Here is a 14,688-nt window from a genome sequence, read left to right on the forward strand (position 1 = left end):
CACCATAAAAATGTTGGTTGGGCTGGTTGCTGGTGCGAATTTATTTTGGCCCAACAAAAATTAAAATTTGAATTTACCGTGTTAGAAAACTATCGGACTAAAAAATTTATGTTACGCATTACTGATTTGTTTGCGCGTGTTGAAGAGAAAGAAATTATCAAGGGCTTAAATTTAACGATTAATCCCGGTGAAGTACACGCGATTATGGGGCCTAACGGCGCAGGCAAAAGTACGCTGGGCAATGTGTTGTCAGGTCGCGATGGTTATGAGGTTACCGGTGGTGGCGTCACGTTTAATGGTAAAAATTTGCTCGATCTGGACATTGAGGAGCGCGCTCGCGAAGGTCTTTTTTTGGCATTTCAGTACCCGGTGGAGATTCCCGGTGTCAGCAATATGGAATTTTTGAAAGCAGCGGTAGATGCCAAACGCAAACATGCCGGTCTGCCTGAATTGTCAGCAGTGGAATTTATGAAGCTTGCACGTGACACCAGTAAGCGTGTCAGCCTTGATCAGGCTTTTTTAAAGCGTGGCGTCAACGAAGGTTTTTCCGGTGGCGAGAAAAAACGCAACGAAATTATGCAAATGATGCTGCTTGAACCCAGCTTGTGCATTCTGGATGAAACCGACTCAGGTTTGGATATTGATGCGCTACAAGTTGTTGCCAATGGCGTAAATGCCATGCGTTCACCAGAGCGCAGCTTTATTGTGGTAACGCATTATCAGCGCCTGCTGGATTACATAGTGCCGGATTATGTCCATGTGTTAGCCAATGGTCGCATCGTAAAAACTGGCGGCAAAGAATTAGCGCTGGAGCTGGAAGAGAAAGGCTACGGTTGGCTTGAAACTGGAGCGGTATAAGCCATGACAGATTTTCAACAGCAAGCGATCTTACTTGCCGCGCAGCAGCAACCAGTGAGTTGGTTGCAAGACTTTCGTGCCCGGGCTGCTAATGATTGGTTAGCGCAAACCTGGCCAACACGTAAAACCGAGCATTGGAAGTACACACCTTTGCAAGGTCTGCAAAAAACGCTGTTGCCTGCGTTTGGCCAATCAGCTGAATTGGATGAAGCTATTAATAGCCATTTGATTCCTCTGGATGCGATACGTTTGGTTTTTATCAATGGCGTATTTAGTGCTAAAAACTCTACACAAGCAGAATGTGTGGTGCGTTTTTCCGAGGCAAATAATGAGCAGCAATCGTTAATCGAAAAATACCTCGGCAAAATTGTACAGGGTGAGCGCCACCTGTTTGCCACGCTTAATAATGCATGGCTGGACGATGGTGTTTTATTGCATGTGCCGCGTGCACAGCGTTTGGAAAAACCTGTGTACCTTATTCATGTCGCGACAGGCGAAGAGGTTGCCACCAATCAGCGATTGCTAATTGTGCTGGAAGAAAATGCCCAGGCGGAAGTTGTTGAGCATTACATCGCAACTAGTGACGCTTCATCCGGCTTTGTAAACGCATTGACTGAAATTCAATTGGCCGATGGTGCCAATTTGCATCATTACCGTTTGAATATGGAAGCGGAGCATGCACAGCATATTGGCGCAGTGCATGTGGATTTGCAGCGTAATGCCCGGCTGCGCGGTTTTGCGTTGGCGCTGGGCGCTAAATTGATGCGCATTGATTATCAGATGAACCATCGCGGGCCTGGTGCAGAGTTGGATTTGCAGGGTGTTTATTTGCCGCGCAACCAACAGCTAGTGGATTACCACACCAACACTTGTCACTGGGTTCCCCATTGTACGTCGAATGAAGTGTTTCGTGGCATTGTGAGCGACTCAGCGCAGGCGATTTTTAATGGTCGCATTTACATTCATAAAGACGCACAAAAAACCTTGGCGGAATTGAGCAATAAAAATCTACTGACATCCAACAAGGCGGAAGTGAATACCAAGCCGGAATTGGAAATTTATGCCGATGATGTGAAGTGCGCTCACGGTGCAACTATCAGTCAGCTGAATGAAAATGCCCGTTATTATTTGCGCAGTCGCGGTCTGTCGCGCGCTGAGGCGGACGTTATGTTGAGCTTTGGGTTTATCAATGAGCTTCTGGAGCAAATCGCTCAGCCAGCAGTGCATGATTATCTGCAGCCGCGCCTGGCCCGACTGTTTGGTCGCGAGCTGAGTTTGGAGTTGGCAAATGACTAAGTCGGCCTTTGATGTGGAAAAAATTCGCGCAGATTTTCCGATCCTGCATCAAGAAGTGAATGGGCAGCCGCTGGTTTATTTGGACAATGCGGCCACCACACAAAAACCCAATGCAGTGATCGATGCGATTTGCGATTACTACCGCAATGACAATAGTAATGTACATCGGGGTGCCCATGCCTTGGCGGATCGCGCCACAGTAAAGTTCGAGGCTGCGCGTGAAAAAGTTGCACAGTTTTTAAATTCTCCCTCGACCAAACAAATCATCTGGACGCGTGGTACTACCGAGAGCATTAACCTGGTTGCAGCCTCTTGGGGTAAAGCTAACTTGCAGCCCGGTGATCGTATTTTGGTGTCTGCTATGGAGCATCACGCCAACATAGTGCCTTGGCAACTTATTGCCCAATCTACCGGTGCGGTACTGGAGGTTATCCCCGTTGATGCCTGTGGCAGTATCAATATGTTGGCATTCGATGCCATGTTAGATGCCCGGGTAAAAATGGTTGCAGTTGGTCATGTCTCCAACGCTATGGGTAGCGTAAACCCTGTCGAGAAAATTATTAAGCTCGCGCATGCTGTGGGCGCGCGAGTGCTGATCGATGGTGCTCAGGCAGTTAGCCACTGGGCGGTGGATGTGCAAAAACTGAATTGCGATTTTTATGCCTTTTCCGCACATAAAGTATTTGGCCCAACAGGCTTGGGTGTGCTTTATGGCAAGGCGGATTTATTGGAGTCTATGCCTCCCTATCAGGGCGGCGGTGAAATGATTGAAACTGTTTCGTTTGCGGGGACTACCTTTAATCAGCTGCCCTATAAATTTGAAGCCGGAACGCCGGATATTGCTGGAGCCATCGGGCTCGGTGCAGCAATTGATTATTTACAGTCGTTAGATCGTATGGCTGCTGCCGAACATGAACTGGCATTGCTGGCCTATGCCGAGGAAAAAGCGCGTTCAACGGAAGGTTTGACGCTGGTAGGTACTGCTGCCAATAAGGCTTCGGTGATGAGCTTTCTGATTGACGGCGCTCACCCCGCCGATGTGGGGGTATTGTTGGATAAGCAGGGTGTTGCTGTGCGTACCGGCAATCATTGCGCCCAGCCCATCATGGATCAATTCGGTATTCCCGGGACTGTGCGCGCCAGCTTTAGTTTTTACAATACATTTGCCGAAATAGATCGCTTGTTTGTGGCGATTGAAAAAGCAAAAACCTTTTTAGTGTGATGATAAATCTATCATCCTGATTGAGCTGTAAATCGGAGTAGATCATGAGTATCGCTTCATTTGATCCGCAACAAGACACGGTCGTTGTCACCCCGGCTGCTGCTGCGCATTTCAAGCGCCAATTGAGCGCGAGTAAAAATGCCTCAGCCGTTCGTTTGAGCGTAAAACAAAGCGGCTGTACCGGTTGGATGTATGTGGTTGATTTGGTTTCTGAGGCCAAGGCTGATGATTTGCATCTGCCTTTGGAGGCGGGGGTCGAGCTTCTGGTGGACTCAGCCAGTTTATCTGTCGTCAGTGGTACTGAGATTGATTACGTGACCGAAGGTGTGAATCGCCAATTGAAATTTAACAATCCGCGCGCCAAGGATTACTGTGGTTGTGGTGAGAGTTTTAGCATTAATTAAGCGGCGTCTGCCGAGAGAATTTCTATGTCTGAAAGACGCATGGTGGTTGCCCAGGCCGATTGCCCGGCCCGGCGGGTGCCGGACGGCACACCGCTTACAATTCCTGAAGGTACTTTCGTTACCATAACCCAAGCCTTGGGTGGTAACTACACTCTTACTTATCATGGTCAAATGGTGCGTGTGGATGGTACTGATGCTCACCTGCTAGGGCTTGAGCCTACCAACATCGAGTTTCCAGCGCCCGCAGATGATCTAATACAGGAAGATCAAGTTTGGCAGGCACTCGGCAGTGTTTACGATCCTGAAATCCCGGTGGATCTGGTTAATCTGGGGTTGATTTACAGTGTCAATATCGACCAGCAAACCAAGCAGGTAGAGGTGCGTATGACACTGACTGCGCCCGCCTGTGGTATGGGGCCGGTGTTGGTGGGCGATGTGGAATACCGTGTGCGTTTGGTGCCGAATGTAAAGTCGGTAAAGGTTGAGCTGTTATTTGATCCTCCTTGGCAGCGCCACATGATGAGTGAAGAAGCCCAGCTGCAAACGGGTATGTTTTATTGATGAGTTTTATGTTTTTGCGGGTATTTGTGCCCCATTGAGGACTTTTAATGACCCAGTTCGGTATAGATGTAACCGCTGATGACATCATAGATACACTCGGTTTTTTTGATAATTGGGAGGAGCGCTACAAATACATTATCGACTTGGGCAAAGAGTTGCCTCCCATGGATATTGCCCTGCGTATTGAGCAGTACTTGGTGCGGGGCTGCCAAAGCCAGGTATGGTTGGTGGATGAGCAGCGTGATGGAAAATTGTTTTTTCAGGCTGATAGCGATGCGTTTATCGTGAAAGGATTGTTGGGTGTGGTGTTGGCTGCGTTTAACGGTAAAACACCCGGCGAGATCCTGGCATTTGATATTGATGCTTATTTTGCCCGGCTGGATTTGTTGCAGCACCTCAGTTCTACGCGTGGCAATGGGCTTAAGGCCATGGTTAAGCGAATACAGGATCGTGCCCTCAGCGTGAACTAAACCCTTGGTAAAGCCTTAAAACCTTGGCTGTTTTTGTTTATTAATCAAATAGCTACATATAAAAATACGGTAAACCCGCGTATAATTCGCGGGTTTTGTATTTTGTGGGCCCCTGAATCGCTGGTTGCGGTATAGAAGGCGCTAACTTAACCAGAAAATTGTGTGGAGTCTCTCATGGCTGTTGAACAAACTTTATCCATTATCAAGCCTGATGCAGTGCGTAAGAATCTGATCGGTGCGATTGTTGCCCGTTTCGAGCAGGCCGGTTTGAAAATTGCTGCCCAGCGTATGATGTTGTTGAGCCGCGCTCAGGCAGAAGGTTTTTATGCTGAACATCATGGCAAGCCTTTTTTTGAGGGTTTGGTTGAATTTATGACCTCTGGCCCGGTCGTTGTGCAGGTGCTATCCGGTGAAAATGCTATCGCGCTAAACCGTGAGCTGATGGGTGCAACCGATCCGGCAAAAGCGGCGCCGGGTACTATCCGCGCGGATTATGCTGAAGCAATCAATATGAATGCTGTACATGGTTCCGATTCGCCAGCATCCGCTGCGCGTGAAATTGCTTATTTCTTTGCCAGCAACGAAGTTAATCTGCGTTAATTGTTTTTATTTTTTTATAGGTGTTGAGCCATGTCTGAAGTAACCAATTCTATTTCATCCGCAGATGCGGTTGCTGCAGAAGGCTCTGCCAAAATGAATTTATTGGGCCTGCCCGAAGCCAAATTGATTGCATTTTTTGAATCCATCGGCGAAAAAAAATTTCGTGCCATTCAAGTGATGAAATGGATTCACCAGCTCGGCGCTGACAACTTTGATGACATGACCAATGTTAGTAAAGATTTGCGCGCAAAATTAAAAAATATTGCCGAAATTCGCCTGCCTGAAGTGGTGCAGCAATTTGATTCCACCGACGGCACACGCAAATTTTTAATTCGAGTGAGTGGCGGCAACGTCATTGAAACGGTTTTTATTCCCGATGGTGATCGCGGCACGCTGTGCGTCTCATCGCAAGTTGGCTGTTCGTTGGATTGTAGCTTCTGTGCGACCGGCAAACAGGGTTTTAATCGCGATTTGACTGCCGCAGAAATTATTGGGCAGGTGTGGATTGCCGCAAAATCCTTTGGTCAGCTGGCTGCCAATGGTCCACGTCGTGTGACTAACGTGGTGATGATGGGAATGGGTGAGCCGCTTTTAAACTTCGACAATGTCGTTGACGCAATGAATTTAATGATGCACGACAATGCTTATGGCATTTCCAAGCGTCGCGTCACATTAAGTACTTCCGGTGTTGTGCCGCAGTTGGATCGCTTGAGCCAGTATACCGATGCCTGTCTTGCGATTTCGTTACATGCGCCCAATGACGAGCTGCGTAATGAATTGGTGCCCATCAATCGTAAATATCCTATCGCCATGTTGCTGGACTCGGCCAAGCGCTACATTGAGGCCATGCCAGACACCCATCGCAAAATCACTATCGAATATACCTTGATCGATCAGGTGAATGATCGCCCACATCACGCTCACGAGTTGGCTGAGTTACTGCGTGATGTGCCGGTAAAAATTAATTTGATTCCATTTAATCCCTTTAATTTGTCTAACTACAAGCGCGTTAGCAACAATGCGTTGCGCAAGTTTCAGGATATTTTGATGGAGGCGGGTTATATCACCACCGTGCGTACCACGCGCGGTGACGATATCGATGCCGCTTGCGGTCAATTAGCGGGGCAGGTGAATGATGTTACCCGCCGCAGTGAGCGCTATCGCGCGCAGTTTGATGAAGTGCAAAGTATTAAAATTGTTAACCAGTAGTTCTGGTTGGCCTCTTAACACTGGCAATTTGATTGAAGGTAGGTGCGTTAATGCAAAGCAATAAACAGCATAAACTACTGCAATTACTGACCTTGAGCCTGATGGCGATTGTGTTATTGACGGGATGTGTCTCTGAAGGTGGAAAACCGAATCGACCTGTCGATAAGGCCAAGTCTTTAGAATTGCACATCAAATTGGCTCAAGGGTATATCGATAGGGGTAACCGTGAGTCTGCGCGCCATCATTTGCGTAAGGCGGCGGAAATAAATCGCAACTCAGCTGATGCTACTGAGACTTTGGCGCGTTTGTATCAACTCGAAGGTGAGCCAGAGTTGGCAGAGGAAACTTTTAAGAAGGCTATAAAAGCCAAAAAGAATTTCACATTGGCGCGCAACAATTACGGTGTATTTTTATTTGGTGCAAAACGCTACGAAGAGGCGTTGGAGCAATTTGAATTGGCTGCAGCTGACATTGAATATACCGATCGTGCATCGGCATTGGTTAATGTAGGGCGAACTGCTTTGTTGTTGGGTAAAAACGAGCGCGCCAAAGCTGCCTTGGAGCACGCCGCCGTCCTTGATCGCGGTATGGCTGATGCACATATAGAGCTAGCTGATATTAACTTCCAAAAGCAAGATTACGCTGCCGCGAAACAGCATTTGGATAGATATCAAGCTTTGGGGCAGGTAACGCCTCGTTCATTGTTATTGGGCATTCGCCTGGAGCGTGTATTTGGTAACAAAGACAAAGAAGCTAGTTATTTATTGATGTTGAAAAATCGCTATCCCTATTCAAGAGAATATCTTGAATACAAACAAACGATGATGTGAGGCAATTTGCGCTTTTTACAGGCTAAAAATGATTTCTGACGACGACAAAAAAAACATTGACGATGGCCGCTCAAGAGATCTTTCTCCGGGTAAGTTACTGGTATGGGCGCGTGAACGGGCCAATCTGAGCCAGGAGCAAGTTGCAAAAGAGCTTTACATGACGCTTACCAAAGTCCGTTCGCTGGAGATGGATGATTATCGTCATATGGGGGCTGACACTTTTGTGCGTGGTTACTTGCGCGCCTACGCCAATCTGGTTCACTTGGATGTGCTGCAGCTGTTAGCTGCCTATGATCGATTTTTACAAAAGACGGGAGCGACGGAACAGTCGCTCCCTCGAAAGACTGAGTCCGCCGCAAAACCTATTGGGAAGTTTGCTGCAGCTATTGTGATTTTATTGGCGATAATTTGGCTGATTTCTATTTGGTTTTTTGATAACCGCCAGCAATCTGTTATCAATCGTCCTGCAGCCGTCGTACCGCAATTAGATGTACGTGAAATTCCAGCAAAAAGTACTGTCAGCTTACATGCGCTGAGTTCAGAATCACCGACAAACATATCGGTAGGTGACACCACAAGCTCTCTTGCCTTGCAGGCTGAGGTAGTCAAAATTCCTGACGACCTACAAGCACTTGCAAATTCCTCGAGTGCGGACAGTAGTCCCGTTAATTCAGAAAGTAATGCTGTTAAAAATACAGGAAATAACGCTGTCAGAAATACAGAAAGCAGTACTGTAAACTCAGAGATTAGCTCTGCAGCTGCAGAATTGAGTGCTTTTACGGAATCTTCTTCGGAGTCGCAAAGCCAGCCAAGAACCTCCGGCTCAATTGAGCTTTCCGTGCTTACGTTGACATTCAGTGCTGAGTGTTGGGTCGAAGTCAGCGATGCTAATGGCGATGTGCTTGCAGCTGATTTACAGGCAGCTGGAAGTACGCTGCAGTTGCGTGGCCGAGCTCCATTCGATGTAAAGCTGGGCAATGCATTGGCGGCCAATATTTTATTAGATGGTGAGCCTTTTGCATTTACACCATTATCATCAACTAATGTTCTTTCATTAAAAGTAGGTCAGTAGGCCGATCATCTCATTGGACATAAATCGGGAAAAGTTATGCATTGCGAGTCTCCTATAAAACGTCGTAAGTCCCGACAAATTATGGTTGGAAATGTTGCCGTGGGTGGTGATGCGCCTATTTCGGTACAGAGCATGACCAATACCGAAACTACAGATGTCAGTGCGACTGTTGAGCAAATTCGTCGCATTCAGGCTGCAGGCGCCGATATAGTGAGGGTATCCGTGCCGACAATGGATGCTGCAGAAGCATTTGGTGCTATCCGTAAGCAGGTTACCATTCCGTTGGTTGCCGATATCCACTTTGATTATCGTATCGCCCTGCGTGTTGCTGACTTGGGTGTTGATTGCTTGCGTATTAACCCTGGCAATATAGGCCGCGAAAAACGCATTAAGGCGGTCGTCGACAAAGCCCGTGATTTGAATATTCCTATTCGTATCGGCGTTAATGCCGGTTCTCTAGAAAAAGACTTGCAGAAAAAATACGGCGAGCCAACTCCTGATGCATTGGTTGAATCTGCGTTGCGTCACGTAGAAATTCTTGATCAATTAAATTTTCAGAATTTTAAAGTGAGTGTTAAAGCTTCTGATGTCTTTATGGCTGTGGCTGCATATCGCAAATTGGCTAGCTTAATTGAGCAGCCACTGCATCTGGGAATTACTGAAGCAGGTGGGTTGCGCTCAGGTACCGTTAAATCGGCGATTGGTTTGGGTGCACTGTTAATGGATGGTATAGGCGATACCATCCGTGTTTCGTTGGCTGCCGATCCAGTTGAAGAGATCAAAGTCGGTTGGGATATGCTGCGCAGTTTAAAAATACGCAGTAAAGGTGTGAATTTCATCGCTTGCCCCAGTTGTTCTCGCCAAAATTTTGATGTGATTAAAACGATGAACGACTTGGAGCAGCGAGTAGAGGACATTACTGTGCCTCTGGATGTCGCTGTGATCGGTTGTGTAGTAAATGGACCCGGTGAAGCTAAAGAGGCTGATTTAGGGCTTGCAGGAGGAACGCCAAGTAATTTGATTTACATTGATGGTGAGCCGAATCAAAAACTAACCAATGAGAATCTAGTGGACAATCTCGAACGCCTTATTCGTGCAAAAGCTGCACAAAAGCAGGCAAAAATTGATGAAGACGCAAAAAATATCATCGCGAAAGCCTGATGTTTTTAAAACGACTGACAAGGTTTTAAATTGAAAAAAATACAAGCAATTCGCGGTATGAATGATCTGCTTCCGGCAGATTCGCCACTTTGGCAATACGTAGAGTCTGTAGTTACTGACATACTTGCGCGCTATGCCTATCAAGAAATCAGATTTCCTATTGTTGAGGCGACCGAACTTTTTAAACGCTCTATCGGTGAAGTAACCGATATTGTAGAAAAAGAAATGTATACCTTTGAGGATCGCAATGGCGATAGTTTGACTCTGCGCCCGGAAGGTACTGCTTGTTGTGTGCGTGCCTGCGAAGAAAATGGTCTGCTTTACAATCAAACACAACGCCTCTGGTATATGGGGCCTATGTTTCGCCACGAACGTCCACAAAAAGGACGTTATCGCCAATTTCACCAGATCGGTGTTGAGACCTTCGGTATTCAGGGACCCGATATTGATGCAGAAGTTTTGGTATTAAGCGCGCGAATTTTGCGGGACTTGGGTGTGGCGGAACATGTTCGTTTACAAATTAATTCGCTTGGCAGTGCAGACGCGCGCGCCGCTTATAAACAGGCCTTGGTGGCTTATCTTGATGGTGTAAAAGATCAGCTGGATGAAGATAGTAAGCGCCGTCTTGATACAAACCCTTTGCGTATTCTGGACTCAAAAGATGTTAATACCCAGCGTCTTTTAGATGCAGCGCCTGTTTTGTTGGATTATCTGGACGAGGTTTCACGCGAGCACTTTGAAGGCCTGAAAAGTCTTCTTAACGCTGCAGGCGTGGCTTATCAGGTAAATCCGCGCTTGGTGCGCGGGCTTGATTATTATGGTAAAACGGCGTTCGAGTGGGTCACTGACAAATTAGGCTCCCAGAGTACTGTCTGTGCAGGTGGACGTTACGATGGCCTAGTTGAACAATTGGGTGGAAAACCAACACCTGCAGTTGGTTTTGGTATTGGTCTTGAGCGTTTGGTGTTATTGCTGCAAGCTGCTGAGGTTGTACCTGATGGATTGGACCAGCAAACGGATATTTATTTGGTTGCGGTGGGTGATGTGCAACCACAGGCAATAAAGTTTGCTGAGCGCATTCGCGACGAATTACCCTTTGTAAGGTTGATGGTTAATTGCGGTGGTGGCAATTTTAAAACCCAATTAAAACGAGCTGATAAGAGTGGTGCGGAGATGGCATTAATTCTGGGTGAGGATGAAGTTAAATCCGACAAAGTTGGTATCAAATTCCTGCGCGATGAGCTAGAGCAGCAGTTGCTAAGCTTTGATGAAGCGATTGTTTATTTGCAATCGCTTGAATAAAAAAATAACGTTTTTAAATCATTAATATCTCTTGCGTCCTGCGCAAAGCCTATAGGAGTCGATTGTGAGCGTACATTTGTCAGAAGAAGAACAATTAGAAGTAATGAAACGTTGGTGGAAAGATTACGGTAAAACCGTTGTGATTGCTGTGCTGGTTGCTGTAATTGGTTATTTCGGTTACACCACATGGCAGGATCAAAAGCGTCAGACTGCAGAAAAAGCGTCAATGATTTATGAAGAGTTATTGAAGTTGGTAACCGTTGAGTCAGGCAAAGTAATTGCCGATGCCGATAAAGCGACAGTCGCTCATTTGGCAGGTCAACTCAAAGAAATCAATAGCAAAAGTATGTATGCACACAGTGCGGCATTTTTTCTAGCAAAATTAGCTGTTGAAGATAACAAGCTGGATGCAGCAGTAAGTGAACTTAAATGGGTTTTATCTGCCAAACCCGATGCTGCAACCGCGCAGTTGGCGCGTTTGCGTTTGGCTCGCGTATTAACAGCACAAAAAGCCTACGATGAGGCGCTTTCCCAATTAACGCCAGAGCCTGCGGCAGCGTTTGTTGCTGATTATGCCGAAGCGCGCGGTGATATTTTAAAATTACAGGGTGACTTGGACGCAGCTAGAACGTCATTTGAAAAAGCCTTGGCTTCAATTGATCCACAGCAGCAAGAGCGTTACATGTTGTTGCAAATGAAAGTTGATGATTTGAAAGTGAACGATTCTGTACCGGCAGCCCCTGTTGCTGAGGAGAAATAAATGACGCAAGTCTCTGTGAGGCACTTTAGCTGGCTGGTTTTGCTTTGTGCATTCGCTGTTTCCGGATGTTCCTGGTTTAGCAAAAAAACCGGGAACGAACCTATGGAATTGGTCGATTTTGAAGAAACCATCGACTTGGATCGGGTTTGGAAGCGTGGTATAGGCGAAGGTCAAAACAAAGGTTTTAGTAGTCTCACTCCAGCATTGGATGGCGACACCATCTATGCCGTGGACTTTGAAGGGCTTGTCGTTGCGGTGAATGCTGAAACTGGTAAAAAGCTCTGGTCGCGCAAGATTAACAAAGCCAATCAAGGATTGTGGGCTTGGTTAAAAGGCTTTTTCGTTGCGGCGGACCCCAATCGTCAGATTATTGGTGGTATAGCGGCCGAAAACGGTATGTTGTTGGTCGCGACCTACGCGGGCGAAGTCATGGCTTTGTCCAAAGAGAGTGGCGATGAACTTTGGCGTAAACAGCTACCCGGAGAGGTAGTTTCCGCTCCCCGCACTAACGGCTCTGTGGTAGCTGCACAGTCGGTGAACGGTAAGTTGTATGCGCTGGATGCCAAAACCGGAGAGCAGCTTTGGTTTTATGACAACCAACCCCCAGTGCTTACGTTGCGTGGAACACCTTCTCCAATTGTCACCGACACCGCCATTTACACAGGTTTTTCAAACGGCAGGATGATGGCATTCAACCCTTCTAATGGGTTGATTTTGTGGGAGCAGCGGATTGCATCACCCAAAGGACGTTCTGAGTTGGAGCGTATGGTTGACATACACGCGAGTCCTATCCTGCGGGATGGCGTTATTTATGTTGGTACTTTTCAGGGACGAGTCAGTGCCATATCAAGAGGTACAGGTAGCCCACTGTGGGGTATCGACGGATCTACCAGTGAAAACCTTGCTGTTTCTGCTGACAAGGTGTTTGTATCTCTCTCCGATGGAAAGGTTGCTGCTTACAGCACAGCTACCGGCGAGCAGTTATGGGTTAACGAACAATTGTTGCGTCGTAACTTAAATGGCCCTCAGGTATTTGGCGATTATCTGGCGGTGGTTGACTACAAGGGTTACATGCATGTTCTCAATCAAAATGATGGTCAATTTGCTGCCCGTACAAGAGTGGATCGTAAAGGTGCCCGTGCTCCCATGCAAACCAATGGCGAAACACTCTATGTGTTCACCAATAGTGGCAAGTTAATCGCATTTCGCGCTGAGAAAGAAAAGTAGGCTCCATATTTACCACTAGATAAAACCAGCCGCTGAATTTACCTTGAGTGATTAATGGTAAACTTCACTGCGGCTGGTTTTGTTTTTAGGCAAAATTGATTTTTAGGCGATTCCCGCCTTCACTCTGACATCTACCTCATTGATACCTCTATGATTATCCCTGTAATAGCACTTGTAGGCCGCCCTAATGTGGGTAAATCCACTCTTTTCAATCGCCTGACCCAATCTCGCGATGCTTTAGTGGCAGATTACCCAGGGTTGACCCGTGACCGTAAATACGGCGAAGGCGTCTTGGAAAACCGTCGCTTTATTGTGATAGATACAGGTGGAATCAGCGGTGAAGAAGAAGGCATAGACAGCATGATGGCCGGGCAATCCCTGCTGGCTATTCAAGAGGCTGACATAGTACTTTTTATCGTTGATAGTCGTGCAGGGTTGAATCCGGCTGACGAGATGATCGCCAAACATCTGCGTGTACATAATAAAAAAACCTATCTGGTTGCCAACAAAATTGATGGCACAGATCCAGATATAGCATTGGCTCCTTTTTATGAATTGGGTTTAGGTGAGGTGTATCCAACAACCGCAAGTCATGGTCGCGGTGTCAGATCTCTTATGGAAGAAGTTCTGGCTGAGATTCCTGAGTTTCCCGAAGGTTATGAGCCAGAAGAGGCCACAGGCATCAAAATCGCCATCGTGGGGCGCCCGAATGTAGGAAAGTCAACACTGGTAAACCGCTTGCTGGGCGAGGATAGGGTAGTTGTCTATGACCAGCCTGGCACTACACGAGATAGTATTTACATAAATTACACTCGCTTTGATAAGCCTTACACCATTATCGATACCGCAGGTGTGCGTCGACGCAAGAACATAGATCTGATGGTAGAAAAGTTTTCTATTGTTAAAACCATGCAGGCTATTGCTGACGCTAATGTAGTTGTTCTGGTAATGGATGCCAGTGAAGGCGTCGTTGAACAGGATCTTCATCTTATGGGGACTACTATTGAGGCGGGGCGCGCTCTGGTAATTGCTCTCAATAAGTGGGATGGTTTGGATGAATCACATAAACAGTATGTGAAAAAGGAAATTGAGCGTCGGCTAAGATTTGTGGATTTTGCAACTATCCACTTTATTTCAGCTTTACATGGCACTGGGGTAGGGAACCTGTACAAATCCATCGAATTGGCTTACCAATCCGCCACCGACAAATTTAGCACCAATTACCTTACCCGAATTTTGCAAGACGCCGTGCGCGAGCATCAACCGCCTATGATTCAAGGGCGGCGTATTAAATTGCGTTATGCCCATCCCGGTGGGCATAACCCACCGATTATTGTCATCCATGGCAACCAGACCAACGATGTGCCTAGTCATTACACCAAATATCTGGAGAAAACTTTCCGCCGCGTATTGGATCTTCATGGCACGCCGATAAAAATCGAGTTTCGTAATAACGAGAACCCCTATTCAGAGCGTAAGGCCAAGTTGACGCAGCGCCAACTGGTTGAGCTTCGCAGAAAGGCTGAACGTGACAAAAAGAATAAAAAGCCTCAATAAAATTGGTTTTTTGTCGGCGTAGTTATCGGTTTCGATCAAGCCTTTGCTGCGCCAATTAAACACAATAAAAGCCTATCTGGAATAGCTAAGATCAACTTGCAACCCTGTTGGTGAAGGAGTAGTGTTACGCGCTTTATTGATCGGCCTTCGATCCATTTG

General features: G+C 46.8%; 15 protein-coding genes. All 15 read left to right on the forward strand.

Annotation, left to right across the window (positions count from 1 at the left end; all coding sequences use genetic code 11):
* The first annotated feature begins 78 nt into the window (after nucleotides 1-78).
* The 15 genes from sufC (at nucleotide 79) to der (ending at nucleotide 14,529) form a co-directional block, all read left to right on the forward strand.
* Nucleotides 79-858, forward strand: coding sequence for a Fe-S cluster assembly ATPase SufC (gene sufC / locus ACFODX_RS14715; RefSeq protein ID WP_449245659.1), 780 nt, complete (start codon nucleotides 79-81; stop codon nucleotides 856-858).
* 3 nt (nucleotides 859-861) lie between these two features.
* Nucleotides 862-2,154, forward strand: a complete 1,293-nt coding sequence (sufD, locus tag ACFODX_RS14720; RefSeq protein WP_378120495.1) for a Fe-S cluster assembly protein SufD — start codon at nucleotides 862-864, stop codon at nucleotides 2,152-2,154.
* Nucleotides 2,147-3,376 carry a SufS family cysteine desulfurase gene (locus tag ACFODX_RS14725; protein ID WP_378120497.1) on the forward strand — a complete coding sequence of 410 codons (1,230 nt, stop codon included), beginning with the start codon at nucleotides 2,147-2,149 and terminating at the stop codon, nucleotides 3,374-3,376. Before sufD ends, ACFODX_RS14725 begins: the two co-directional genes overlap by 8 nt.
* 44 nt (nucleotides 3,377-3,420) lie before the next feature.
* Nucleotides 3,421-3,780 carry a HesB/IscA family protein gene (locus ACFODX_RS14730; RefSeq protein WP_378120499.1) on the forward strand — a complete coding sequence of 120 codons (360 nt, stop codon included), beginning with the start codon at nucleotides 3,421-3,423 and terminating at the stop codon, nucleotides 3,778-3,780.
* Nucleotides 3,781-3,804: 24 nt separating this feature from the next.
* Nucleotides 3,805-4,341: a putative Fe-S cluster assembly protein SufT gene (gene sufT / locus ACFODX_RS14735; RefSeq protein ID WP_378120501.1), complete on the forward strand. Its 537-nt coding sequence runs from the start codon at nucleotides 3,805-3,807 to the stop codon at nucleotides 4,339-4,341.
* A 47-nt stretch (nucleotides 4,342-4,388) separates the two neighbouring features.
* Complete coding sequence (locus ACFODX_RS14740; RefSeq protein ID WP_378120503.1) at nucleotides 4,389-4,811, forward strand: SufE family protein; 423 nt, start codon at nucleotides 4,389-4,391, stop codon at nucleotides 4,809-4,811.
* A gap of 174 nt (nucleotides 4,812-4,985) precedes the next feature.
* A complete protein-coding gene (ndk, locus tag ACFODX_RS14745) occupies nucleotides 4,986-5,411 on the forward strand; it encodes a nucleoside-diphosphate kinase (RefSeq protein WP_378120505.1) in 426 nt (141 codons plus the stop codon).
* Nucleotides 5,412-5,441: 30 nt separating this feature from the next.
* Nucleotides 5,442-6,620, forward strand: coding sequence for a 23S rRNA (adenine(2503)-C(2))-methyltransferase RlmN (gene rlmN, locus ACFODX_RS14750; RefSeq protein WP_378120507.1), 1,179 nt, complete (start codon nucleotides 5,442-5,444; stop codon nucleotides 6,618-6,620).
* Nucleotides 6,621-6,670: 50 nt separating this feature from the next.
* Nucleotides 6,671-7,450: a type IV pilus biogenesis/stability protein PilW gene (gene pilW, locus ACFODX_RS14755; protein ID WP_378120510.1), complete on the forward strand. Its 780-nt coding sequence runs from the start codon at nucleotides 6,671-6,673 to the stop codon at nucleotides 7,448-7,450.
* Nucleotides 7,451-7,478: 28 nt separating this feature from the next.
* Nucleotides 7,479-8,522 (forward strand): RodZ domain-containing protein, encoded by a 1,044-nt coding sequence (locus tag ACFODX_RS14760; RefSeq protein WP_378120512.1) that lies wholly within the window; start codon nucleotides 7,479-7,481, stop codon nucleotides 8,520-8,522.
* Between the two features lie 36 nt (nucleotides 8,523-8,558).
* On the forward strand, nucleotides 8,559-9,683 hold the full coding sequence (gene ispG, locus ACFODX_RS14765) for a flavodoxin-dependent (E)-4-hydroxy-3-methylbut-2-enyl-diphosphate synthase (RefSeq protein WP_378120514.1): 1,125 nt from the start codon (nucleotides 8,559-8,561) through the stop codon (nucleotides 9,681-9,683).
* 30 nt (nucleotides 9,684-9,713) lie between these two features.
* Nucleotides 9,714-10,985: a histidine--tRNA ligase gene (hisS, locus tag ACFODX_RS14770; RefSeq protein WP_378120516.1), complete on the forward strand. Its 1,272-nt coding sequence runs from the start codon at nucleotides 9,714-9,716 to the stop codon at nucleotides 10,983-10,985.
* A 64-nt stretch (nucleotides 10,986-11,049) separates the two neighbouring features.
* Nucleotides 11,050-11,745, forward strand: a complete 696-nt coding sequence (locus ACFODX_RS14775) for a YfgM family protein (RefSeq protein WP_378120518.1) — start codon at nucleotides 11,050-11,052, stop codon at nucleotides 11,743-11,745.
* Nucleotides 11,746-12,972, forward strand: coding sequence for an outer membrane protein assembly factor BamB (bamB, locus tag ACFODX_RS14780; RefSeq protein ID WP_378120520.1), 1,227 nt, complete (start codon nucleotides 11,746-11,748; stop codon nucleotides 12,970-12,972).
* A gap of 153 nt (nucleotides 12,973-13,125) precedes the next feature.
* Nucleotides 13,126-14,529, forward strand: coding sequence for a ribosome biogenesis GTPase Der (gene der, locus ACFODX_RS14785; protein WP_378121015.1), 1,404 nt, complete (start codon nucleotides 13,126-13,128; stop codon nucleotides 14,527-14,529).
* Nucleotides 14,530-14,688 lie beyond the last annotated feature (159 nt).

It is taken from the genome of Cellvibrio fontiphilus, from assembly GCF_042646205.1.
In the GTDB taxonomy this organism is placed as follows: Bacteria; Pseudomonadota; Gammaproteobacteria; order Pseudomonadales; family Cellvibrionaceae; genus Cellvibrio; species Cellvibrio fontiphilus_A.